The 24921-nt window shown below is 38.5% G+C and carries 21 protein-coding genes, 1 tRNA gene and 1 pseudogene; 9 read left to right on the forward strand and 14 right to left on the reverse strand.

Going from position 1 to position 24921, the window contains the following annotated elements; all coding sequences use genetic code 11:
* Positions 1 to 13: 13 nt before the first annotated feature.
* From JM79_RS14970 to JM79_RS14980, 3 genes are all read left to right on the forward strand, one after another.
* On the forward strand, positions 14 to 1018 hold the full coding sequence (locus JM79_RS14970; protein WP_141878927.1) for a metal-dependent hydrolase: 1005 nt from the start codon (positions 14 to 16) through the stop codon (positions 1016 to 1018).
* A gap of 80 nt (positions 1019 to 1098) precedes the next feature.
* Positions 1099 to 1674: an alkylphosphonate utilization protein gene (locus JM79_RS14975; protein ID WP_141878928.1), complete on the forward strand. Its 576-nt coding sequence runs from the start codon at positions 1099 to 1101 to the stop codon at positions 1672 to 1674.
* An 8-nt stretch (positions 1675 to 1682) separates the two neighbouring features.
* Complete coding sequence (locus tag JM79_RS14980) at positions 1683 to 1913, forward strand: VF530 family protein (RefSeq protein ID WP_141878929.1); 231 nt, start codon at positions 1683 to 1685, stop codon at positions 1911 to 1913.
* 62 nt (positions 1914 to 1975) lie between these two features.
* Here JM79_RS14980 and JM79_RS14985 read toward each other — a convergent pair whose 3' ends face one another.
* On the reverse strand, positions 1976 to 4054 hold the full coding sequence (locus JM79_RS14985; RefSeq protein ID WP_141878930.1) for a dihydrofolate reductase: 2079 nt from the start codon (positions 4052 to 4054) through the stop codon (positions 1976 to 1978).
* A gap of 91 nt (positions 4055 to 4145) precedes the next feature.
* Positions 4146 to 5537: a dipeptidase gene (locus JM79_RS14990; protein ID WP_141878931.1), complete on the reverse strand. Its 1392-nt coding sequence runs from the start codon at positions 5535 to 5537 to the stop codon at positions 4146 to 4148.
* A 283-nt stretch (positions 5538 to 5820) separates the two neighbouring features.
* Here JM79_RS14990 and JM79_RS14995 point away from each other — a divergent pair.
* Positions 5821 to 5902: transfer RNA gene (locus JM79_RS14995), tRNA-Leu, on the forward strand.
* Positions 5903 to 6148: 246 nt separating this feature from the next.
* Complete coding sequence (locus JM79_RS15000) at positions 6149 to 7264, forward strand: alkene reductase (protein WP_141878932.1); 1116 nt, start codon at positions 6149 to 6151, stop codon at positions 7262 to 7264.
* Between the two features lie 112 nt (positions 7265 to 7376).
* On the opposite strand, the gene JM79_RS15005 is transcribed toward JM79_RS15000, so the two are convergent.
* The 5 genes from JM79_RS15005 to pelF are packed head-to-tail and all read right to left on the reverse strand — an operon-like array spanning position 7377 to position 17208.
* Positions 7377 to 11318 carry a DUF2194 domain-containing protein gene (locus JM79_RS15005; RefSeq protein WP_185739513.1) on the reverse strand — a complete coding sequence of 1314 codons (3942 nt, stop codon included), beginning with the start codon at positions 11316 to 11318 and terminating at the stop codon, positions 7377 to 7379.
* Positions 11319 to 11323: 5 nt separating this feature from the next.
* Complete coding sequence (locus JM79_RS15010; protein ID WP_141878934.1) at positions 11324 to 13285, reverse strand: hypothetical protein; 1962 nt, start codon at positions 13283 to 13285, stop codon at positions 11324 to 11326.
* Positions 13278 to 14090, reverse strand: a complete 813-nt coding sequence (locus tag JM79_RS15015) for an endo alpha-1,4 polygalactosaminidase (protein ID WP_141878935.1) — start codon at positions 14088 to 14090, stop codon at positions 13278 to 13280. The genes JM79_RS15010 and JM79_RS15015 overlap by 8 nt, the downstream gene beginning before the upstream one ends.
* Positions 14077 to 15693 carry an exopolysaccharide Pel transporter PelG gene (pelG, locus tag JM79_RS15020; RefSeq protein WP_141878936.1) on the reverse strand — a complete coding sequence of 539 codons (1617 nt, stop codon included), beginning with the start codon at positions 15691 to 15693 and terminating at the stop codon, positions 14077 to 14079. The genes JM79_RS15015 and pelG overlap by 14 nt, the downstream gene beginning before the upstream one ends.
* On the reverse strand, positions 15694 to 17208 hold the full coding sequence (gene pelF / locus JM79_RS15025) for a GT4 family glycosyltransferase PelF (RefSeq protein WP_141878937.1): 1515 nt from the start codon (positions 17206 to 17208) through the stop codon (positions 15694 to 15696).
* 348 nt (positions 17209 to 17556) lie between these two features.
* On the opposite strand from pelF, the pseudogene JM79_RS15030 reads away from it, so the two are divergent.
* Positions 17557 to 17769, forward strand: a pseudogene (locus tag JM79_RS15030) (alkene reductase); the annotation flags it as partial.
* Between the two features lie 77 nt (positions 17770 to 17846).
* Here JM79_RS15030 and JM79_RS15035 read toward each other — a convergent pair.
* From JM79_RS15035 to JM79_RS15055, 5 genes are all read right to left on the reverse strand, one after another.
* Positions 17847 to 18590, reverse strand: a complete 744-nt coding sequence (locus JM79_RS15035) for an SDR family oxidoreductase (protein WP_141878938.1) — start codon at positions 18588 to 18590, stop codon at positions 17847 to 17849.
* Between the two features lie 180 nt (positions 18591 to 18770).
* On the reverse strand, positions 18771 to 18977 hold the full coding sequence (locus JM79_RS15040) for a hypothetical protein (protein ID WP_141878939.1): 207 nt from the start codon (positions 18975 to 18977) through the stop codon (positions 18771 to 18773).
* A gap of 177 nt (positions 18978 to 19154) precedes the next feature.
* Entirely contained in the window at positions 19155 to 19685 is a 531-nt protein-coding gene (locus JM79_RS15045; RefSeq protein WP_141878940.1) for a DUF3124 domain-containing protein, read from the reverse strand.
* Positions 19686 to 19703: 18 nt separating this feature from the next.
* Positions 19704 to 20318: a MarC family protein gene (locus JM79_RS15050; RefSeq protein WP_141878941.1), complete on the reverse strand. Its 615-nt coding sequence runs from the start codon at positions 20316 to 20318 to the stop codon at positions 19704 to 19706.
* 259 nt (positions 20319 to 20577) lie between these two features.
* A complete protein-coding gene (locus tag JM79_RS15055) occupies positions 20578 to 21018 on the reverse strand; it encodes a hypothetical protein (protein WP_141878942.1) in 441 nt (146 codons plus the stop codon).
* Between the two features lie 155 nt (positions 21019 to 21173).
* On the opposite strand from JM79_RS15055, the gene JM79_RS15060 reads away from it, so the two are divergent.
* The 3 genes from JM79_RS15060 (at position 21174) to JM79_RS15070 (ending at position 23695) form a co-directional block, all read left to right on the forward strand.
* On the forward strand, positions 21174 to 21467 hold the full coding sequence (locus tag JM79_RS15060) for a hypothetical protein (RefSeq protein WP_141878943.1): 294 nt from the start codon (positions 21174 to 21176) through the stop codon (positions 21465 to 21467).
* A gap of 126 nt (positions 21468 to 21593) precedes the next feature.
* Positions 21594 to 22124 (forward strand): DUF4494 domain-containing protein, encoded by a 531-nt coding sequence (locus JM79_RS15065; RefSeq protein ID WP_141878944.1) that lies wholly within the window; start codon positions 21594 to 21596, stop codon positions 22122 to 22124.
* A gap of 158 nt (positions 22125 to 22282) precedes the next feature.
* Positions 22283 to 23695 carry a glycosyltransferase family 2 protein gene (locus tag JM79_RS15070; protein ID WP_141878945.1) on the forward strand — a complete coding sequence of 471 codons (1413 nt, stop codon included), beginning with the start codon at positions 22283 to 22285 and terminating at the stop codon, positions 23693 to 23695.
* A 68-nt stretch (positions 23696 to 23763) separates the two neighbouring features.
* Here the strand turns inward: JM79_RS15070 and JM79_RS15075 are convergent, their stop codons facing one another.
* Positions 23764 to 23997, reverse strand: coding sequence for a hypothetical protein (locus tag JM79_RS15075; protein WP_141878946.1), 234 nt, complete (start codon positions 23995 to 23997; stop codon positions 23764 to 23766).
* Positions 23998 to 24006: 9 nt separating this feature from the next.
* Positions 24007 to 24918, reverse strand: coding sequence for a carbohydrate kinase (locus tag JM79_RS15080; RefSeq protein ID WP_141878947.1), 912 nt, complete (start codon positions 24916 to 24918; stop codon positions 24007 to 24009).
* Between the last annotated feature and the right edge of the window lie 3 nt (positions 24919 to 24921).

The following is a 24921-nucleotide window of genomic DNA, read 5'->3' on the forward strand; positions in this document are numbered from 1 at the left end:
GACTACACCACTTATGGATTCATTAACGCAAATTGTATTGGGCGCAGCTGTTGGAGAAGCTGTCCTGGGGAAAAAAGTTGGGAACAAAGCAATGCTGTACGGAGCGATCGCCGGAACCATTCCAGATCTGGATACTTTTGTAGGCTATGCTTATGATACAATCACTGCAACCGAGATCCACCGTGGTTTTTCCCATTCTATAGTATTTTCAGTCCTGTTCGCGACGGTTTTTGGATGGCTAATCTCAAAGATCGAGTCCAAATCTGCTGCTACCTGGAAGAACTGGTCATGGCTCATGTTCTGGGGACTTTTCACTCATCCCCTGCTCGATGCACATACCACCTGGGGCACGCAGCTATTCTGGCCATTCGATCTAAGACTGGCTTATAAGAATATATTTGTTATTGATCCACTTTATACATTGCCGTTTTTAGTCCTGCTTATTATGACGATGCGCTTAAAGCGGGATGATCCAAAACGAAGGAAATACAATCGGCTTGGTTTGATTATTAGCAGCGTTTACCTATTATTGATCACCCCTGCACTTAAATGGATCACTTATAACAAATTCGAAAATGCATTGGAAGAACAGTCGATTTCTTATCAAAGAATGGATACACGACCTGCACCTATGAATAGTATTTTATGGAGTGCAAATATTGAGGCTAAGGATCATTTTTTGATCGCCGACTATTCCATTTTTGACACCAAACCTATAAGTTTTCAGGAAGTACCTAAGAATCTTGAGTTTGCCGACAGTCTTTCAGGTCACACCAACTTAAAGCGTTTGATTGATATTAGCGAAGGTTGGTATACTTTCAGCGAGAAGAACGAGCAACTTTATTTCAATGATCTTCGCTTCGGAAAACTGGATATGAATGATCCCGATGCGCCATTTATTTTCAGCTTTTTACTACAGGAAGAGGATGGAGAATTAACCGCCACTGAAACCGAACGTTCCATGGAAGATGCAGAAAGTTTGCTTCCTGAATTGTGGAGCAGAATCCTTGGAAATTGAATCTATTTTACTGAAAAAGCCATAAATACTTAATAAAACATGGCTTTAAACTACCTTTGCTTCTCAAAATGCTCAAATAAATGATTTCTGAAGATAGATTAAGAGAACGCAGTGATTCCACCTGTGAATTGTGCGGTCAAACCGAACAACTGAATGCTTATACAGTTTCTGAAGCTCCAGAGGACCAGAAAGCTGAGATCCTGATTTGCCAGAACTGTGAATCGCAGATAGAAAATCCGGAAAATGTAGAACCAAATCACTGGCGTTGTCTCAATGACAGTATGTGGAGTACAATTCCTGCCGTGCAGGTTATTTCGTGGAGAATGCTGAACAGACTTAAATCTGAAGGCTGGCCGCAGGACTTACTCGATATGATGTATATGGAAGATGAGTTAAAGCACTGGGCTAAAGCAGGTATACAGACTGAGGAAACCGATACTCAACTCGTTCATAAAGATAGTAATGGTGTCGTGCTGGAAGCAGGTGACAGCGTTGTTTTGATCAAAGATCTTAATGTAAAAGGCAGCAGTCTTACAGCAAAAAGAGGAACTGCAGTTCGAAGAATATCGCTGGTTCATGATAATGCTGAGCAAATTGAAGGTAAAGTCGAAGGCCAGCAGATCGTATTGCTTACCAAGTTTGTAAAGAAAACCTAATCACGCCTATGGAAAATAACAAACACACTCAGCCAAACAATCCTTTGCACGGTATCAAACTTGCTGATATCCTTGATTCTTTACATGATCATTATGGCTGGGAAGGGCTTGCAGAAAGGATCAATATTAATTGTTTTAAATCCAATCCTACAAAAAAGTCCAGTTTAAAGTTTCTTCGGAAGGAACTCTGGGCAAGAGAAAAAGTGGAGCGTTTGTATCTTAAGACAAACTTCAAATAGAGATATACTCACAAAAAAAAGCGGCCAGTTGGCCGCTTTTTTTTCTATAATTCTGCTAAGAACTACTCTTCAGTTTTAGCAACTTCATTTTCTTCTTTCTCTTTCTTTTCAGTTAAGAAACTATAGTTTTCAGAATAATCCAGCATCTGCTCTTCGAAAGATCTCGGCTGGGTTACTTTGATCGAAACGATCTCATCATTCTCATCCATTTCAGCAACCAGAACAGGATTCACGAATCCGCTATATGGAGCCGACTTAAATTTCGAATTTCTGTCCAGTACCTGTTTGTGAATATCCTGATCTACTTTCACACCGTAGTTTTCTACCAGGTCTTTTGCAGCCAGGAAATCACCTTCAGACTTGATTCTCTGAGTTTCCTTAAGCAGATCTCCGAACAATGAACGAAGCTTCTTGTAGTCTTTGATATCAAAGTAGATGTTCCCATCTTTTTCAACTTTTTCAATAACTCCTTCTTCCTGTCCTTTTTCGTAAACCCATTTACTCACCCATTGTCTGTTACGCATATGAGCTTCTTCAATATCCTGACCCGGCTCAATTCTTACTAACTGTGTCATCAATCCATTACGAATATAATCGTTGTATGCAGCCTTCCCTAGTTTTTCAGAATCATCTGTAAGTCCAAGTTCTTCTAGTTTTGGATCCATCAGGTAATACAAACCTACAAGATCTGCACGACCTTCTTCAAGTGTAGATGCATAGTTCTTTAGAGTTTCCTTGGTTTCTCCAACACCAGCATTCATTTGTCCTGAAGCGTGACCTACTACTTCATGCAATGCAGTATGTAGCTTATCTGCCTCTTTCCCGTATTGTTCAGAAAGTTGTACTTCTTCTTCATCATGTGCAAATTCCTTCAGTTTATCTGATCCGCCTGCGCCTTCGTAAGCAGAAATGATATTCCCTAAAGAAACAGATTTACTTCCATGCTCTTTACGAATCCAGTTCGCATTTGGAAGGTTTACACCAATTGGCGTACTTGGAGATGCATCACCTGCTTCACCAGCAACGATCACTGTTTTGTAAGTTACTCCTACTACAGAATCTTTTTTATGCTCATCCATGATTGGCGAGTTATCCTCGAACCACTGCACTTCATTTTCAAGAACGCTCATCTTTTTGGACATATCAAAATCCTTGATCTGAACGATGTTTTCATAAGATCCTCTGTAACCTTTTGGATCATTATAAACCTCTATAAAACTGTTGATATAATCAATATTACCTTCAGTAGCTTCCACCCATGCAACATTGTAATCATCCCAGGTTTTCAAGTCTCCGGTAGTATAGTAATCGATCAATAATCCTAAAGCATTCGCCTGCTTTTCATTTTCAGCAACACCTTTAGCTTTTTCCAGCCAGTTGATGATCTCATCGATCGCTTCACCGTAAAGTCCGCCACTTTTATAAACTTTTTCAACCAGTTTTCCATTCTCCTTTACAAGCTTGGAATTAAGTCCGTAAGAAAGTGGTCTTTCAGGATTTGGAGATTTCATTTTCGCGTAGAATGCATCCACTTCCGTAGCAGTTACATCAGGACCGTAGAAATTGATGGCAGAACCTTCCAGTAAACCATCAGCTTCATTAAGATTTACCTTTTTCGCATCCTTTTCATTGAAAATTACTTCGTAAGCTTCACCTGTAAGTTCGGTATTGCTTTCTTTTAAAAGAGTATCAAAATATTCTTTGCTGAATTCAGGTTTGATCTTAGCATTGGAATAATGATGGTGAATCCCGTTCGAGAACCATACTCTTTTGAGGTAAGTTTCAAATGAAGTCCATTCCTCTGAAGACTGGTCGCCTTCATAATTTGTATAAATATTTTCAAGGGCTTCACGAATTTCCAGGTTATGACGGTAATTCTGGTCCCACATAATATCTCTCCCGGCAAGTCCTGCCTGGGTTAGATAATACACTAACTTCTGCTCTTTCAGACTTAAGTTTTCCCAACCCGGAATCTGGTAGCGCAGTACTTTAATATCTGCAAATTCATCTACGTTTACCTCAAAATCTGAGTTCATCGCGATCTCCTGCTGCTCATCTTTATCTGCATTTTTCTTGTCCTCATTACAGGAAACGAAAGTCAATGCCGATGCAAGAAGGCAGGTACTTAATATTTTGTTCATGAAAATAATTTTAGTGCGGCAAATATACTAAAACGGGGAATCAAATTCTGCGAACCTGATCCCCCGTTATATAGAAATATTAATATATTCTCTATTTTTTACTCATTTCAGTAAAATGTTTGTAAAACCATGGGATGGTTTCAATACCTTTTAGATAATTCCATATTCCAAAATGCTCGTTAGGGGAATGGATCGCATCGGTATCCAGACCAAAGCCCATCAGTATTATTTTACTATCCAGTTCTTTTTCAAACAAGGATACAATTGGAATACTTCCTCCGCTTCTCTGCGGGATCGGCGTTTTTCCGAAGGTTTCTTCATAAGCTGCGCTAGCCGCCTGGTAACCTATTGTGTCTATTGGAGTTACATATGGATATCCGCCATGGTGAGGTTTCACTTTCACTCGAACACTATCTGGCGCAAGACTTTCAAAGTGCTTTGTAAACAATTTGGTTATTTCCTTATGATCCTGGTTAGGAACCAGTCGCATGGATATTTTTGCATAAGCTTTCGACGGAAGCACTGTTTTCGCTCCTTCACCAATATAACCGCCCCACATTCCATTTACGTCGAGGGTTGGCCTGATAGAACCTCTCTCCAGCGTAGAATATCCTTCCTCTCCATTAACATCCCTGATATCCAGTTTTTCTTTATACTCTTCAATGCTGAAAGGTGCTTCTGCCATTTTAGAGCGTTCCTCATCACTAAGATTTTCCACGTTATCATAAAATCCAGGAATGGTTATATGATTATTGTCGTCTGTAAGTTTGGAGATCATTTCACTTAAGACGTTCAGAGGATTTGCTACCGCACCACCGTAGAGACCAGAATGCAGATCCCGATTCGCTCCAGTAACTTCCACTTCTACGTAAGAGAGTCCGCGTAGACCGGTTGTGATAGATGGAGTGTCTTTGGAGATCATTCCGGTATCAGAGATCAGGATCACATCATTTTGTAATTTCTTCTTATTTTCCTTGATATACCAGTCCAGGTGCTCACTTCCTACTTCTTCCTCACCTTCGATCATGAATTTCACATTACATGGAAGTTCATCATTTTTGGTCATGTATTCCATGGCTTTTACATGCATATACATTTGTCCTTTATCATCACAGGCTCCCCGGGCGAAAATTGCTCCTTCAGGATGAATGTCGGTTTTTTGCACGACTGGTTCAAAAGGCGGAGAATTCCATAGATCCAATGGATCTGGTGGCTGTACATCGTAATGGCCATATACAAGCACCGTTGGAAGATCTTTGTTAATGATCTTTTCAGCATACACCACAGGGTGACCTGGAGTTGGTGCAACTTCTGCAGTATCACAACCAGCATCAAGTAGACTTTGCTTTACAGCTTCCGCAGCCTTCAGCATGTCGTCCTTGTAGTTTGCATCTGCAGAAATCGAAGGAATTTTTAATAATTCCTTTAATTCATCGACAAATCTGTCTTTATGTTCTTCGAGGTATGTTTTTATAGAATCCATGTATTAATTTTCAGGTTTGCGTAAAGTTATAAAGAAGTCTGCGGAAAGTTGGTCTCAAAGCTCTTAGTGTTTTCATAAGAAAATAAATTTTGTTCAAAATCATTAAAATTGATCTATACTGAAAATCAGAAACTTAGTTGGAGTCACTAAATTTTAGCTGAAATTTTTTTAATTTTTTTCTGGAAGACTGTTTGAAAATTGAAACTTATCTTTATATTTGCACCCGCTTAAGTAATTAAGCAGGGAATCACAACGAGTCCTAAGTGTTGTGAAACTTTAAAATGCGGGCGTGGTGGAATTGGTAGACACGCTAGACTTAGGATCTAGTGCCGCAAGGTGTGGAGGTTCGAGTCCTCTCGCCCGCACAACGGAAAAGCTTCAGAGAAATCTGAAGCTTTTTTTTATTCCTTCTTCCGAAGAAATATTTACGGTCAGAAATAACCTAATTATTTTTTTACGAGCTGTCCGGATTCCTGAATCTATCAATTTTGCCAATTGCTTTTAGAAAATCTTCTATAGCTTAACATGCTTTAACAAGTCCTGTTATTCCATGTCAATTATTTTCCCTTCCACAGGCTATACTTTTGTATTCAATTTTTAAGAATCTAATCATGAGTACACAAGCATTATTAAAAACATATAAATTAGGCGATCTGGAATTAAAAAATCGCGTGATCATGGCTCCTATGACCCGTGGGCGTGCAGATAATCCAGAGAAGAAAGCTATTCCTGAACTCCATTCAGAATATTACCGACAAAGAGCGAGCGCTGGTCTTATAATTTCTGAAGGTTCCCAGGTTTCAAAAGATGCCGTTGGATATATTAATACCCCCGGAATTCATACAAAGGAACAGGTTGAAGCCTGGAAAGACGTGACCTCAGCAGTTCATAATGCTGATGGAAAGATCTTTATTCAGCTATGGCATGTGGGTAGAATGTCACATCCAGATTTTCATGGAGGTGAATTGCCTTTGGCGCCATCTCCTATCAATCCGAATTCAAAATCGTTCACGCCAGAAGGTTTTAAGGATACGGTTGTGCCCAGAGAAATGACCGCCGATGATATCAAGCAAACCATTGAAGATTTTAAGCAGGCAGCTAAAAATTCTATGGAAGCAGGATTTGACGGAGTAGAAATACATTCCAGCAACGGATATCTTTTTCACCAGTTTTTCAATGCGACTTCCAATCACAGAAACGATGAATATGGAGGTTCTATAGAGAAAAGATCAAGAATACTTTTTGATGTTCTGGATGCGGTGAAAGAAGTAATGCCGGAAAATCGAATCGGGATTCGCTTAAATCCTTCCATGCACGGCCTATTCGGGATGACTATGGATGAAGAAACGATTCCTACTTTCGATTATATCATCAAGAAGCTGAACGAATACGATCTGTCTTACCTCCATCTTTCTGAACCATTTACAGATGTTTCTGAAATTTCTTTTGCTGAAACAGATATCGCGAAACGTTATCGCCCTATCTACAAAGGAACATTAATGATCAATACGAATTTCGATCAGGAAAAAGGGAATGCAGTGCTTGACGATGGTGATGCAGATCTTGTTGCCTTCGGAAAACCATTTATTTCTAATCCAGATCTTGCTGAAAGATTTGAACAGGGTGTTGAACTGGACTCGTGGGATGAGGATACTTTTTACTCTGGAGGAGCAAAAGGCTATACCGACTACGAGGTTAAAACTGAAAGAGCTACAGTGCTTCAGTAAAAATTGGAAGTTTAATACTAAAAAAAAGTCCTTCAGAAACTTCTGAAGGACTTTTTTTTTGAAATGAGGTTACGGTATGAATGCTTCAATTGTCAAACTTAGTTTTGCCTAATTAGTTAAGGTAATAGCGTAATCCAACGCCAAAGTTGTTAGAATAGAAGTTCTTTAACGTATAGAATTCCATGCTCCCTGTGAAATATAGTTTATCATCAAAAGGATAGCTAAAACTCCCTCGGTAACGCTGAAAATTATCAGAAAAAGTATCGAGGAAATATGCCGCATCAAGGCTTAGATTAATATCTTTATTTAAATTCCCAAAGGTATATCCAGCTCCAAAACCACCGTACAATCTCTCTTTGAGTGTCCAGTAAGGATAGCCGCTACTTTTATCATTATTACCAAGTAATCCGGCAACTTCCGTATAGGCAGATATTGCAGATCTTCCATTGCGATATATTTCTCCGTAGAAAGCAAAAGCAGCAGTAGCGTCCACGGTGCCATCATCGTCATAGTGATTTCCTTCCAGATACAGAGTAGTTCTAAAAGTTTCACTGATCCTTAACTCCTCATAGATATTAAGCTGACTCTGGTAAATCTCCAAACCATAAGCTCCACCGGTAAGCGCAGGCCGTCTAAACACAGAAGCGGAACTATAAAGGCTATCCTTACTAATACTAGCCCCGGCGCGAATATGATAATACACATTCTCATTCTGGTCCAACTCCAGCCTTGCACCTGCAGTGAAATTAAATTTCCCAGGTTTTATAGCCGTTACAAATTGATAATCTAACCCATACAAGCTGCGATCTATGTTATTAGGATCTATTTGTGCTACTGGCACTTCGTAAGACTTGGTTTGAACCAGGCTAAAAATATGCGTATTGTAGGAACGATCTCTTAATCCATAACCAATCTTTGTTTCATAATAATTAGGATCCAGCCTGTCTGCCACCATATTTCCATTTAACTGGATAAAATCACTTTCAGTAGTTCTAATACTCTTTTCCAATAATGCCGATACCTTACCATCAAAAAGATCAGGGTTTTCCAGCAATAATTGCTTTTGCTTATCTCTGTCTATAAATACCACATCTTTATTCAACTGTTTCCTAAATTCTGTTTTCTTAGCAGAAGTTGTCATTGAATCGGCCATCTTCCAGGCTTTGATAAAATCAGACTCTGAAATATAGTAGGAGACTAAAAATTCTTGAATTTCTTCGAATTGTTCATTTTCAGGACTAATTTGAGCATATAGATCCTCAATTTCCTGTGTTTTGCTCAATTGTGCCAACCAGTACATTCTTGTCAAAACCGGTAAATCTGCGCTACATTCGCTCCATGCTAAGGCCATTCTATAACTTCCCTGGTTTCCAAAAGCATAGGAGATCTCTGTGGCTAACGACTTTAAATCATCATTGCAGGCTTCTATATTGATCAATTGCTGAGTGGCTTTGGCCGGTGAATTACTCAACAACCAATTAATATAAAGTGGATAACCTCTTTGCCTGATTTCTGCTTCATTTCCCTCTTTTAAATACCATTGATCTATCGTCTCCACACCTATGGTCTCCGCACAACCTGCCCAGGCGATCGCTTCTTTATAATTCTGCCTGTCGGCATAAAACCAGCTAATGGTCTCTGCTGAATTATGATGATTGGAGCAGGAACTTTCAATGAGGTAATTTGCTGCTTCATCGGGATATTCCTTCAGAAAAATTTCAATATAATTTCGAACATTTTCTGAATCGTTTGAAGCGATCAATTGCTTCAATTCAGCAGAATTCAATTTCACTTCATTATTATTTCCGAAGTAGCCGATATAATCGAGTTTCACCTGTGTACCACCTGAAACCGCAACTTGTTCACCCATCCAGAATTTCCGGGTCTGCATGTCTGGATAATCACTCCCTTTTACCAGCATACTTGCTACCTCAACATATCGTTGATCTCTATTACGCTGCTCATATCGGGTTTTTAATAATGGCCATATTTCTGCCTGCCTGTTCTGCCACCCCAGATAACGGGCGAGTTCCAGCCATTTATTTTTAGAGAAGGAGTTCGATGATGTCAGACTTTGTTTTAAACCAATGATTTTTTCTGAAATGGAATCGTCTGCCGGAGTTTCTTCCAGATTGAGATAATTTTCGAACTGTTCTGCTAGTGAAACTTTTAAGGCTGAAGTGTTCTTCGGAAAATATGGAATAGTGATTTGTCCAGATTCAGATTTTAGCATGTACAAATTCCCGGTATGCAAGTTTGTTTTTGAAAACTCAAATTTCTTGGAATTGAAATATTCTTCGATCAGCGTTTTGTTTTGATAGTTCACATAAAGAAACCACCAATTCTCATTTTCTTTACTGGTCCCTACCTTTACCTTCTGTTTGTCAAAACTATACGAATAAGATGCATTTCTCCAGGCTTCAGTAATTTCAGCTGCATTCTTAACTGCAAGAAACCGCATTAATGGGAACAGCTTTTTTGTTTGTTTGATATAATTTTCAAAGCGTGGATACAATCCAAGAGAACCGTTTTTAGAAATTTTCCAACCCAGCTGTTCCTGATTTCGATATTCGTATGGCGGTTCCTGCTCCTCAAAACTTGATGGAATTTGATAAATATCGTCTGCATGAATGAAATGTGACCAGATACCTGTGTATAAATATAGATTCTGCTGGTTGTATTGATTGGCTACATCCATGGTATATCCACTGGTAATTCTGGGGAAATTATAGAAATGAGCGTTGTACGGTTCAGGGTCAAACTCACGAGACCCACCATCTTCAAAATTTCCCAGGTACAGGCTAGCATTATATTTTATAGAAGGAAATACTTGTTGTAGCGCTGCAAAACCCAGACTATCTATATTATTTGACGGCGGGACGTAGCTTGCAGGTAGCTTTCCATAGTTCCTGATCTGCCACCTCTTTTTCGCGGCTTCCAATCCCAGGACCATAAAATCATAATTTGGCCAGTCGTTCTCAACAAGTGAAGCGTGATTATAGCCATGAAACGCTAGTTCATGATCAGAATTCTTCATTTGATTCATTAGCCAGTCAGATGCGATTACTGTTTTACCAGATTCTCGTTTTTTGGAACTTTCCCATTCTTCAAAAGTAAACGGCGGTGTGGTCTGGTTACGGTAATCAAAACAAACATAACCGGAATAAATCAAACCCTGTTCCTTAGCAAGATTCAGCATATCTGGCCACCAGTGATCTGTATAGAAGTTGGCTTGAGTCACAGACATTTCGGTATGAACAGGCTCCATAGCCATGTTATACAGTGGCGCAGGAAAATCATCCAGAAAAATGCTTGTAGTATTTGCTACGGAATATGGTATTCCTTCAAGTCCATGCAAAAGAATACTAAAGAGTAATCCGCGATCGCGTTTTTCAAAGGCTTGAGAAGTGTTCATCAGGATCACCTTACCATTCCCAAGATCATTCTGAAGAATTGCCGGGTAGTTGGTATCACTATTCGCGGTAGCAAGTACCTTAATATCCGCAGAAAAACTGTCCCTGTTTAACCCATTCAGTACAGTGGCCTGCTTAAATGCCTTGTTTTTAAAATTTGGCAGAATATGATTGGGAGCCAGGTAACCGTTAGCCTTTGTATCAATTTGTTGAACGCCTTCAAGTCTCACTCCTGCAAGAAAGTCGAATTGCTCTCCTGAACTTAAAGTAGGCAGCAGGACCATCCCTCCATTTTCAAGGAATTCAAGGATTTGTAAAAATGCTCGTTTATTCAGGTCATCGGGATTCGTAAGAATAACTACGCGATTATTTGCCCCGAATGCTGGCATGGAATTAAATTCATCCAGCTGAATAGCCGTAAACGGAATTTTGGAATAGTTGAGTGTTTTATGAATATTCTCTTTGTAATCTATACTGGTTTTATCCTCTGGATCTACGATAAAGGTCACCAAAGGGTCTTTACTATAAGCTTCATAACTTATACGTTCTGTTCTTTTACCCGTCTCCTGCTCCTTGCTATCTTTTTCACAGCCAGATATCAAAATGATACTAACTAAAAATATGATAAACCTAGCTCTCAAATTTCTCACAACAACAAATCATTTATTTTACTGGAATTCGGAATATTTACAATCTCAAAAACCTGTACCGAAGGACCTTCGTAAACCATTTTCAACTCTCTTCCTCTTCGTTTTAACATCTGCAGATTCCTTTGTACTTCTTCCGAAATTTTAGGATTCAGTTTTTCTGGAACAAATACAAAAACACTGGAAGGTAAGATTACTTCAGGATGGGTTTTTAGATACTCATCATCAGCCTTATACCGTGCGAAATTGTCATCTTTTTGAAGATATGATGCATTAAAATCACCATAACTTAGAAAGTAATGCAAGCCGCGGCTTACCCTACCATTACTGGATGTGTTCACCACAGCATAAGAATAAGGTAACCTGCTATTCTCGATCTCATAATAAGCGTGGAGAATATCTTTTTTTGAATCAAAAACCTCGGTGGTCACGCTAGCCTTACTCTCGCCAACATAGAATAAACCTCCGGTTAATATTAGAACGACACTCATTTCTGCGAGGTTGGAAGCGTTCAGTTTTTTAATCAGACTATAAAGTGGCAAATAGATAAAATAGAATAATAGTCCAATTAGTATTGGCAGGAACACCGCTATAAGTTGTAGCAAAAGATCATCATCTAGAATTGGAATATCCAGGACGTAAATCGTGAATAGAAACAAGACAAAAATAAGAATTGTGAGTATAGACCTCCATCGGGAAGATTTTCTGGCGATCATAAAGCTTGCGGCTATTCCTAATGCCAGGTTTATGCTAATGTAATACCATACTAATTCTGAAAATGGAAGAATCAGGTTTGGGGTATAGGTGTAATAATCAAATGAAACTAGTTTAGACACTAACAGATTCACAAAGCTTACCTGCAGGAAGTATGAAACAACGAGATAACACAACAGGAGTAGAGCGGCACTAATAATGTATGCCGTCAATGCCCGTAAATTGTACGCTCGTTTTTCAGCTGGGTTAATAGCAAGACAAATGAGAATAAACGGTAATAATACGGCCAGAGCTATAAAAAGATTAACGAAACTTAAAGCCAGAATACCTATAAGATTCCACACGAAATAATTCGATTTCTTTTGCCGGAAACTTGTGGGATACATGTTGAAGATCATTAACGGCAGCGCCAGAGTCATGGCGAGAAAAACCGATTTATGCTGCAGAACAGAGTCTATATTTAAGGGGATGATGGTGTAGCCAAATCCAAATACCAATGCTGCAAGTAATCCAGGGCCATGCTTATGAGTTATCTTATATAGCGCCCAATATATGATCACTGCCAGCAAAGCCGACTCGATAAAGCCAGCATTACTCAAGGCCAGCATATCACTAAGACCTGAAATCTTTGCGTATAATGATATGATCGCATAACCACCCATAGAATCTGAAACAACACTGAACCAGGTTTGTTCTGCTATGGCTTTTACTTTATCCAGATCTTCGTACCAGGATGAACTTAAAAGGTAATTATCATACTGCAGGAAATAATACCTGCTCATAAACATAGCGGCGAAAATAAACAGAGCAATTCCAATTTGCCAGAATTTTGTTTTTTTAGCTTCCAGAGTCTGCGGCTTTCTTTTTCTGAAATTTTTACGCTCTACCAGTGACCGATTAGCCTCAAACCTAATAACCACATATAAAATTAATCGACTATAAATCTTCTGAAGTTGAGCTTTGATTGGTTTTTTTCGTTTTAGATTTAAAAAACTCAGAACAAAGAATAAGGATGTGATCATTAAAATTAACATGGTATCGAAACCATTGATCTGTGTTAGAAATAAACTAACTATGATCGCTGCGGAAAGTCCCATTACAAACCTAGGGACAAAAAATTCGATTCCAGTTTGATACGATAGTTTTACAGCAGTTAACCGGTATAGAATGTAAGAAAACAAAAAGAATAAAAGAATTCTTAGTGGTCCGAGTAAAGTTGCACTGAACCAGAAATAAACATCACTCATTTTCCGGTAGGTTTTGAAGCTCAATTTTTCCAATAAAGAGATTTGCCTGATAAGGCTTCAAACGCTTCTTCACGGCATTTTTGAGAGTTGCACTATCTGCATATTCAATAATTATAATAGGCAATCCAATATCCTGAGCCACGCTCTTCAAATTGTCAATTCGTTGATTGAAATCTTTCGATTCTCTCATTCTATATTCTGAAGTTTCAAAATTATAATTGGTAGCCACAGATTCTACCGCGATTGAACTTACATACTCTTCGGTTTCATCAAGCGCTTCCAGTCCAGCATTCTGCATCAAATGTGATTTTGGGAATTCTGCTTTAACAAGTTTTAGAAAACTCACGAGCGAAGTCAGTTTTTCTGGGGTTGGTCCAAAAGAAGTGTAGTTGTCTATATTATCAAGGAAGAGTCCATCAAAACCTTTGGTTTCCAGATTATTTCTTACGATCTCAAAAATTGTTTGGCGTGTTTGTTCATTTTCCAGGTCAAGCACATAACTGTTCCATATGTCATTCTTTGAAAGGGTATATTCTGAAATCTCCTGGTAATGTGGAGCAGCTTCATTTACTTCTCCAAAACTTACGTAAGCAAGAACATTCTGGTTGTTAGATTTTAAAATTTTAATGTCTTCCGAAGAGAAATGAGCGCTTTCTAATATCACATAGTCATATCCTTTAACGAGTTCAGGATCAAAATCTCCATAATTTACAAGTACACGTTTTCCTGTTTCATGCTTACATTTAGAGAAACTGAAGATTGAAAAGCAAACCAGACCCATCACGAAATATTTAATATGCTGCATAATAATAGTAATCCAGATTCTTAAAAAACTGCTTTGTATATCTAAAGGTTACCAGCATGAAGACCAGAGATCCCAGCATTAAACCAACAACCGCATATTCGTAGGATATGAGCCGGCTTAGTATCACTCCCGTTATAAAATTTGTTAAAAACGCAGCGATAATGGCAACCAGCGGTTTCCGGTTTTGATTGAGAGTATACAAGTACAGCGTGTTTAAAACACCTATAGTAAGAAATATATAGCCTATACTCCCTAATATGCTCACCTTAATACTAAGTTCTGAAAGTGCCTCATCAAATCCCGCTTTATAACCCCATGGCTGGGTCATTATAAGATATAACAGGATCGCCACTCCCATCGTTGTAAAAAGAAGTAATCTCAAATGACGATGATATAATCCCGTCATTTTACGATTGAACTTCTTGAATTTTGAGTAACTATTAATAAGTTGAAAATAGTCCAGATGTCGGTTAAACGAGGTAATACTGTATTCCAGTACTCCACCCAGCAAAAAGAAGAACAAGATGGCGAGATCCATGCCTATTTCATAATCCTTTTCATAGTAGAATAGATAAGGTATCTCGCGATTAGTAGAAGATGACCATGCGATAATCCTATCCATAAACACGAAAAGGAAAAAGAAGATTCCGTATAAAAAATAATTAAAGTTGCGGTAAATGGACAAAGTCACTTTTGGTTCTACGATCGACCTGGATTTCTTCTTCTTCAATGTATGTTTTAAGAACCATTGCAGATATAAAATTGAAGTCAAAGCCGCAATAGTTATTCCTGCCCAGTGCAGGAAATATACCGGGACTTTTGTGAAGAAATGTAAAGCAAGTGCGAGTGATGTTCCTATACTAATGCTCACGGTGATCATCCAACGTTGCTTTAATGCATATAAGGGCGCCAGTACCAAAAGTAGAAAGCCAATGAATAAAGCATAAGAAAAACAGATGATCACAAAACTAATAGAGTATAATGGTATTATGAAATTTAGCAAGGCTGAAAGTATGAATATCACCAGGATGGTAAGCGTACCGTACTTGATAATATTGAGAACCGAGTGCCGGGCCATATAGAAGTCTTCATTATACCAATAATAGGAAACCTGCTTTCCAATTACCTGTACAAATCCACCGGTAGCCACGAAGCCCACAATCACACCAAGAACCACAGCAGTAGATTGCAGGTTATTGAATTTGGAAAATGTCCAGAGAGAAATCCCGAAAAGTACAATAGAGATCACCTGTATCGCAACCGGTAAAAAGTTCGAGATCCCCGATCCATTCTCAAGTATAAATTGTTTGACAGCACGAGATGAAAAATACGAGGAAATGGCAATCTTCTTATAATTCTTGGCCTCGACTATTCGCTGCTTGTCATTCTTTAAATCATTATAAGCTCTTAATCCAAAGATTTTATAGATATAGTTCGCAAGACTTAAAATACTATCGAAGCCAAAATCTTTTTCAACATCAACTTCCCTGATGCCTAAAGATTCGATAGTGGCGATCACTACATTTAAATTTACCGGTTTCCCGTTACGATCTTTAATAGCAATAATGAGATGTGCTACAGCTTTTCTTTGTTCCGGGTTCATTTAAAAAATTTCCACAGGTTTGTTTTCCACTTTACTTACATTTAGAAGTTGTTCGTACACATCCTCATATTGCTGTATAAATTTCGAGATCGTAAAGTGATCCAATACTCGTTGTCTCGCGTGGGTAGCCATTTTCGACCGCAATTCTTTGTTCTGTAATAATTCTATGACCCTTTCCCCGATTTCCTGGGCATGCTTCGGCTTGCATAAAAAGCCGCTGTTTTCGTCCAGCGCTTCTTTAACTCCACCAACATCTGTGGAAATGACAGGAACACCACAACTCATACTTTCAATTACTGTATAAGGAAAACCTTCAGAAATAGAAGTAAGAATAGAAAGATCACCTTCCGGAAAAATATTATGCGAATCGCTTCTAGGCCCCATCAATTTGAAATTCTCCTTTATTCCCAGTTCTTCAATTAATTGGAGGCAGGTATCTGTATACTCGGGAACCGCTTTATCATCACCATAAATTAGATATTGAATATCTGGAATAGATTTTTGAACTACGGCGCAGGACCGGATCATAGTAATCACATCCTTTAGCTCAAAGATCCTGGCAGCTGCAACAACTGTCGGAACATTTTTAAGATGGTCTGGTTTTGGTTTCGGTTTAAATTTATCAGAATCAATCCCATTATATATGATCGAAATCTTGTTGGGATCTGCCCCATACATTTTCTCCCATTTAATATTGAATTTGTTTACTGAGACAATAGCTTCAGATTTATAATAGGCCAACCTTGCTATAGCTTCTGAAAAGCGTATTAATAAACGTTTCAGAAAAAATGGATATTCAGAATTGTTTAAGGCGAGAAGTCGCTCTCTTATGAAAACACCGTGCTCGGTAAGCATGATTTTCGTACCATACTTATAATGTGCGATCAATGCCGGAATCACAGGGAATCCTGAAAGGGTTAGATGAGCGATATCACATTTAGGGACATCGGTAATGGCCAGTGGAATTAAAAACCTATAGATCCATCGAAGACCAATGGTAATATCTATCAAAGCTGCATCTGGGTTGTAATCCCTTACAATATACTGGGACATGATCTCACGGTAAGCCTTCCAAACAGGCTCGCTACGCATCGTTTCCTTGTAATCATAATCCTCAAAGTATAACCACAGAGTTCTAAAAACCTCATCCAGATGTTCAACCTCGAGATTGTCATCATAAATTAAATGCAACAATTTTGAAAAAACCGGAACAAATTCACGCTCTACAATCTCATTGGTGGTCCATTCCTTTTTACCTACGGTTTTATAATACTCATCCCCATAGCTAATGTAATCATAAGGTTCATCTGGAGTCCATAATGGAACCTGAACTACCTGGGTAATATTAGGACTCAGATCATATTTTGGTTTAGTTTCAAAATTGGCATTGATGGAGTACAATTTGAAATTCACGTTGCTTATCTGGCTACATAATAGATGCGCCCAGGTAGAAACTCCACCTCCGTTGAAAGGATAGGTTCCTTCCAACACCAACATTACCGACTGCTTCCCCATAGCTATCCTGTAAGAATTCCGAAAAAAATTAAAATTATAAAATAATGACGTCCTGATTTTAATCTAATCGATTGAAATCAGTAACAGATTCCTGCTTTGAAACGCCCAGGAAATCTACGTATGAAATACTTTTCTAGATTCCTGCGAGCTGGTATATTTTTGTTAAAATTTCGCTGCTATTAGAAAGCGTCTCTGGGTTCAATAATCTCTTCAGAAAATGATTTCTCCTGAAGAATTGAAATAATTAAAGCATTGAATCTAAGAATCTTAATATTTTGACCTTAAAATACTAAATTGATTGAAAAAATGAGAAATCCTCATAGCACTAGAGAAAATCCCTGATAAATTTTTGATCAGGAAAAAGGGAATGCAGTGCTTGAAGATGGTGATGCAGACCTTGTTGCCTTCGGAAAACCATTTATCTCTAATCCAGATCTTGCTGAAAGATTTGCACAGGGTGTTGAACTGGACCCCTGGGATGAGGATATTTTTTACTCTGGAGGAGCAAAAGGCTATACCGACTACGAGGTTAAAACTGAAAGAGCTACAGTGCTTCAGTAAAAACGGAAAGTTTGATACTAAAAAAGTCCTTCAGAAATTTCTGAAGGACTTTTTTAGTTTCGGTATAAAGCGGTGATCTAGAATTCCTGAACCGTAGGTCTAATTACGATCTCATTCACGTCCACCTCTTTTGGTTGCTCAATGGCATATGCTATAGCTCTGGCAATAGAATCTCCAGGAATAGCCTGCTTGTAAAATTCTTTTACATTTTCTGAACTTTCATCGTGGCTTGAACCATATTTTAATTCAGAATCTATAGCTCCTGGCTCTACGGTCGTTGTTCTAATGTTCCCACCAACCTCGTGACGTAAACCATCAGAAATTGCTCTTACTGCATATTTAGTTCCGCTATAAACGGTTCCTCCAGGACTAAATACTTTGATTCCGGCAACTGAAGAAAGATTTATAAAGTGACCAAATCCCTGTTCCTGGAACACTGGGAGCGCTGCAGAAATTCCGTAAAGCACACCTTTTACATTAATATCGATCATTTTATCCCACTCCTCCACTTTATCTTCAGCAAGGGGTGCAATAGCCATTAATCCGGCATTATTGATAAGAACATCAATTTTGCCATATTCTTTTTTACTAAGGTCAATCAGATTTTTCAGGTCTTCTCTTTTAGTAACATCAGTCTCCACTACAAGCGCCTCACCTCCATCTTTTCTGATATCTTCAGCAATGGCATCCAGTTTTTCCTTACGTCTCGCAGCAATAACTACCTTTGCTCCTCGTGAAGCTAAATGACGGGCTGTATTTTCCCCTAGTCCACTACTACCACCTGTTATAATTACTACTTTACCTTTGATATTATCTTCCATAATTGTGATTTTTAGAATTCACTTTAATTCGGAGACAAAAATACGAGGGGATAAGGAGCTGTATAAATCTAGCAGACGGGTTTGTAAATAGTTTAACCTGGTTGATTGACCTGGGTTAATAATGTCGGATTGAATCAGGATATAAAAAGAGAATTATGCTCCTAAACTTATCAAATGAAATTAGACGGTTTGCTCTTCTGAAGTAGTAGTTTTAATTCCAGAGATAGTATTATCATGTTTTCGACCGAATCTACCGGTTATGGTCCATCCCACACCGAGGCCTAGCATGATTCCTGACACTAAATGAAAATTTGTACTTGTACTTAGGTAGCCAATGAGGATTCCAAGGATGATCATCCCCAATCCCAACAACCTCACTTTATTCATGACGCAATTTATTATGGTCTTAATAAATGCGGATTAGGGCTGGCATTTGTAGGTTTAGACCTGATTTGGATGGTAAATTTAGGAATTAAATCCTGAGATATAAAAAGAAAATTGGTTAAAATACTAGTATTCAACGATGAAGTTAACGGCGAAACCTTTATTTTCTATGAATAATAACTATTTAGTACGAATTCCCTGTGTAGTGAAGGAAAGGCCTTGCTGCCCGGAAGTGGAGATCATCACAGCATCGAATACCGGCTCGGTTGTATTTAAATCTGCCTGCCAGTCAAAAACAAAGTTAGCCCCAGTCCCACCAGATTTATCGGTTTCATCGATCACAATTTCAATCGTTTCCAGTGGCGCGATAAAAATGGGAGCATCAAAATAAGTTCGGATGAGCTTTCCATTGGTGGCGTAATAGTCGGCTCTTTCAACATAGATCGTATCCTTCCGACTGGTGTTCCTCATGCTAATGGTCGCAGTTAGATCATGAGTGATATGTTCTGTCTGGCTATAAATTTCAGAATAAATAGAGAGATAAGTTTCCCCGGAAGCCAATGAGTCATTCTGCGGAATATCAATTTGTCTCGATTCCCAACTTATAGGATCTATAGAACTGATCTCCTTCTTATCCTCGCAGGCTTGCAGCGCCAGAAAAACTATCAAAAGGCCGAAAAAATGTTTATTTGGATATTTTGTTTTAGTCATATCAATTGGGCTATCAGGCTATTTTAAAACTACGAAAAAGTCTCTTAATCCCGCCAGTATGGATTGGGTTGCGTAGGCTGCCAGAATTAGTCCCATGATCTTACTTACCACGGTAATACCATATTCTCCCACATGGTCTTTTACACGATTGGCCGTTAATAACAATATGCAGGTAATGGCAATAACCACTAGGACCAGTGCCGTGGTCACAGCCTGCTGCTGTATTGTATATAAATTATTATCTGTCATTAGCACTACCGCCATAATCGCACCTGGAGAAGCAATAGATGGGATGGCAACTGGAAAGATCACCACATGCTTATAATCTTTGATGAGTCCTTTTTCAGATTCAGGTTTTCCATCACCAAAGATCATAGTAAGCGCGAACAAGAAAAGGATCACACCACCTGAGATTTGGAAAGCATCCAGGGAAACATCCATTCCATCAAGAACAAGCTGTCCTACTATAATAAAGAACAATAGTATTAGAAAAGCAATGATGGAAGCTCTGATTGCTACTGTCTTACGTTTCTTTTCGGGAATGTTCTTGGTTGCTTCCAGATAAACCGGTACCGACCCAAGCGGATCGATCACGGCAATAAAGAAGAAAATAGTAGTTATGATTTCGTTCATTGTTCCAATGTCTGGCGACTAAATTAAATAAATGGATCGGAATTTAGGTTCAATTACCAATTGTATCGCCTTAGACTCACAAGTTGTGCGATATTATCATATTGAATAGCTCGAAGAGGTAAAAGAATATAAATGAATTTCGCAATAAGTAAGTTTTGCTATCACACTTCAAAATGTTCTATCGATCCTAAAGTCTATGGAAGCCTCAATCAGCTGCACCATTATTTCAGTAAAAACAGGTATAATAGTTCTCAAATATTCAGCTGGCCTGCTTCAATTCATAATAAGATGCCGTACAGTAGCGATCAAAGATCTTTGCGATTCGTTCCCTGTCCTCTATTGAAATATGTTTAATATCAAAAATTGATGTTTTTCCGTAGCGCCCTATAATAATAAGTTCACTTTCTGTAATTTCCACCGAACGAATCTTTTCAAAAGTAAACTGCTTTCCCCAGATTCCCTTCATTTTGATATTTATTCCAAGTTTGTTCCAGGAAACCACCGACTTGAAAAAAATCATTCGGCTCCAGAAGAGTAAAAGAATCAAATGAGCACTGAATAAAAGTACGCTATCGAATCTTCCAAACATGTCATTAAAATAATCCACTCCATACAGTACGAGGCACACTAATGCCAGAGAGATTAAGATCTTGCTTGATCTACCGTGGATTTTGTGAAAAAGCACTTTCTTCTTTTGCATACTGAATGAATAAACAGCGTAATTTTAAAGATTAGTATTTCAACTTACTAAGTTACAAATCAATTAACCATAAGATAATACTGCAGAAAAGATATTAATAATTTCTGAACCTTTAGCTCTGGATGCAAGTATACATTTGCCCTCAAATTTGAGCTATGAGGTTGAGATTATTCAGGGAGCATTTTTCGCTATCTTTACCCAAAAGGAAGGGAATGTTTTGCTTTTATCTTGAGAACAGGAAACGCTTTGGTAATCAACATGTGGTTCACCTTAAAAGCTGTGAGCTCCTGCCCGAAAAGACTGGAAGAACCAAACTTGGATTTTTTAATGATTTCCAGGAACTGCACGCTCAGCATGATCCAGCTGAAGCTTCCTTAATGGCCTGTACTTATTGCTGCAAATCATTTCAACTTAATACTGACCAAAGGATCACCCCTACAGAAAACTAAGTTGTAATTAGCCGGTTTTCAACAACTTTCACTTTCACATTTATAACTTCTACAAATTTCTCAAACTTGCTACGAACACTTTGCTTTTAAGATCTATATTTGCCGACCCAAAAAAAGATTTTCATTATGAGCGTAGTATGGTACGAGTGCAAAGTAAAGTATAGAAAGACCCATGAAACCGGGGAAAGTAAAGTAACTACTGAAACTTATCTTCTGGACGCAGTTTCTTATACGGAAGCTGAAGCAAGAATCACAGAAGAGATGAAGACTTACACAAGTGAGGAGTTCATGATCACCAATATAAAGGTTGCAAATCTATCTGAAGTTCATCCATTTGAAAATTCAGATCGATGGTTCAAATCCAAGGTTTCGTTGATTAGTTATGATGATGAGAGTGGGAAGGAAAGAAAGTCCAATTTATACATGCTTATCCAGGCGAACGATGTAAAGGAGGCTTATGAAAATACGGAGCAGGCATTACAGGAAACTATGGGCGATTATAGCATTCCTGCAATTACTGAATCACCAATCCTGGATGTATTCCCATATTTTTCAGATGAAGAAGAACCAACGGTAACTTCTGAAGCAACTGAAAATGCAGATGAAATTAAGAAATCTGAAGTTGTGGAAGAGACCGAAGAAGTCCCTTCAGAATAAGCTTCGCAATTGAGGAATAGTTCAGATTACACGGCAAAAGTGTGGAATTGTCACCCATGATTCTTAATAAAGACCAAATTAAGCCCTGATTTTCAGGGCTTTTCTAATGGGCACAGGAGTTGCCTATATGGAAACCAATACGAACAAAAATCTGAAATATGAATACTAAAAAGAATTATGAATCTATTGCTGAAGAAGAACACGCTTCAGGAATAAATAAATTCTTACCAACCAAAAATCCGCTGAATACGTGGGGTATCGTTGTGCTTATTAGCACTTTCATACTCATGTTGGGATCAGCTTATCTTGTATATTTTCTGCAGAGTGATTTTACAGAGATCAATACTGCCCGAATGAATACTACTTGGGGTTATGCTTTCTTTATCCTTGCATCTGCCCTTTTCCTATATCGAGGAGCATTTTTTATCTATAATCTGGTGTTGTATTTCAAGTACAAGCCAATAGAATCTGTATCTAACGAAGAATTACCAACCTGTACCGTGATCGTTCCAGCTTATAACGAGGGAAAACAGGTGTATGCTACGCTTATTAGCCTCGCAGAAAGTGAATATCCTACAGAAAAACTACAGTTATTAGCAATCGATGATGGTAGTAAGGATGATACCTGGAGCTGGATGCAGGAAGCTAAAAAAGTTTTGGGTGATCGTGTAGCGATTTACCAGCAGCCTGAAAATAAGGGAAAGAGACATGCATTGTACAGAGGTTTTAACCTTGGTACTGGTGAAGTTTTTGTGACTGTAGATAGTGATTCTGTAGTAAACGCAGATACTTTGAGAAATCTGGTAAGCCCATTCGTTGTTAATGAAAAATGTGGTGCCGTTGCAGGTAACATCAGAGTTCTGAATAACGAGAAAGCATTACTTCCAAAGATGTTAAACGTGAATTTCGTACTAAGTTTCGAATTTATGCGTTCTGCGGAAAGCACACTTGAATCTGTACTTTGTACTCCTGGTGCATTGGCAGCATATCGTGCAAGTGCTGTTTTTGAATGTCTTCCTGAGTGGATCAACCAGACTTTTATGGGGAAACCTTCAGATATCGGTGAAGACAGAGCTATGACTAACATGATTCTTAAGCAGGGACAACACGTTCTTTTCCAGAGAAACGCGTATGCATACACCAATGTACCTGAGCAATATAAAGGTCTTTATAAGATGTTTATTAGATGGGGGCGAAGTAATGTGCGTGAGAATATTGCCATGTCTAAATATGTATTTACTCAGTTTAGAGAAGGTTCAACTCTTGGATCAAGACTGTTGTTCATCAACCAGTTCCTGAAGATCATTATGAGTTATCCATTGATTATGATCATGCTATTTTTCGTGATCTCTCACCCACTTTTATTCCTTAGCTCAACATTTCTGGGAATTATGGTTTATTCAAGTTTCCCGGTATTGTTCTATGCGAAAAGATATAAGCTATCAGAATCATTGTGGGCTTACTCATACAGTATTCTACACACTTTCGGACTATTCTGGATCACCCCTTATGCGATTGCAACAGCTAGCAGAAGTGGATGGTTAACTAGAGAACTAAGTGTAAAGAAATAACACTAAACCCCAACAACTAAGAAAAGAAAAGCGATCCAGTTTAGGATCGCTTTTTTTATGATTTGGTTCTACATTTTGTACCGAATGAGACTGAAGAGTGAAACCGTAGCCCAGACCGCTTCCAGAATTATGAACGGTACGTAGTCCATCAATACTGATGCATAACAGGCTAATGAGGCTCCTATCAAATTCAGTAATATATAGATAAGATCTTTGGTTCCAAGTTTTCCAGCAGCATTAAGAACATATGCCAGAAGAATTAAAAACACTCCTACCGAACCTATCCAATCTATATAAGTCATACTCAGTAATTATTTACCTTTTTTAGCATCCATTGGATTCATGAACCTGTGCAATAATTCTTCTGAAATTACCGGGTTGGCACCTTCTTTTGCCGCTACTAAAGCGCCCATCGCACAAGCTGTATCTAATGCTACCTGAGGCTTTTCTCCTTGAAGCATTTTCGCCAGCAGCGTACCTAAAAATGAATCGCCAGCTCCTACTGTGTCTTTGACTTTTACCTGGTAACCAGAATTATAATAAAGTTTTTTATCATGCATTAGAACAGCACCATGTCTTCCTTTCGTAACGCAAATAGTTTCAGCATTGGATTTCACCGCAATAAATAGAAGATTCTGCTCCAGTGAATTATATTCTGAACCTAACATTTTTGCGATTTCAAACAATTCATCATCATTAAATTTGATGAATTCTGCATGCTGGATCAATTCAGCCAGGAGATCTGTTGAATAATGTGGTGGTCTCAAATTGAAGTCCAAAACCCTGTAAGACGCTTTCGGTATAAGATCGAACAAGGTCTTTCTGCTTACATCATCACGGCAGATCAAACTTCCGAAGATAAATGCATCACTACGGGAAACTGATTTCTCGATAGTTTCAGTAGCGACAATTCCATCCCAGGCTGCCGGATATTTAATCGTGTAGCTGGCCGAACCACTTTGAGAAAGTTTTACATCCACCGCTCCTGTCTCACGAGTTTCATCCTTTAAGATATTACCGGTTTCAACACCCTGAGTTCTGAGGTAGTCCAGCAATTCGTCTCCCCTGGAATCAACGCCAACCTTACTGATCATTTCAGCATCTATACCGAGACTGCTTAACCTTACTGCGACATTAAGCGGTGCGCCACCAATTCGTTCCATATCAGGAAACACGTCATACAAAACCTCACCAAAACAAACCGCTTTTATCCTTTTTGACATATA

The sequence above is a fragment of the Gramella sp. Hel_I_59 genome (assembly GCF_006714895.1).
Classification (GTDB): domain Bacteria; phylum Bacteroidota; class Bacteroidia; order Flavobacteriales; family Flavobacteriaceae; genus Christiangramia.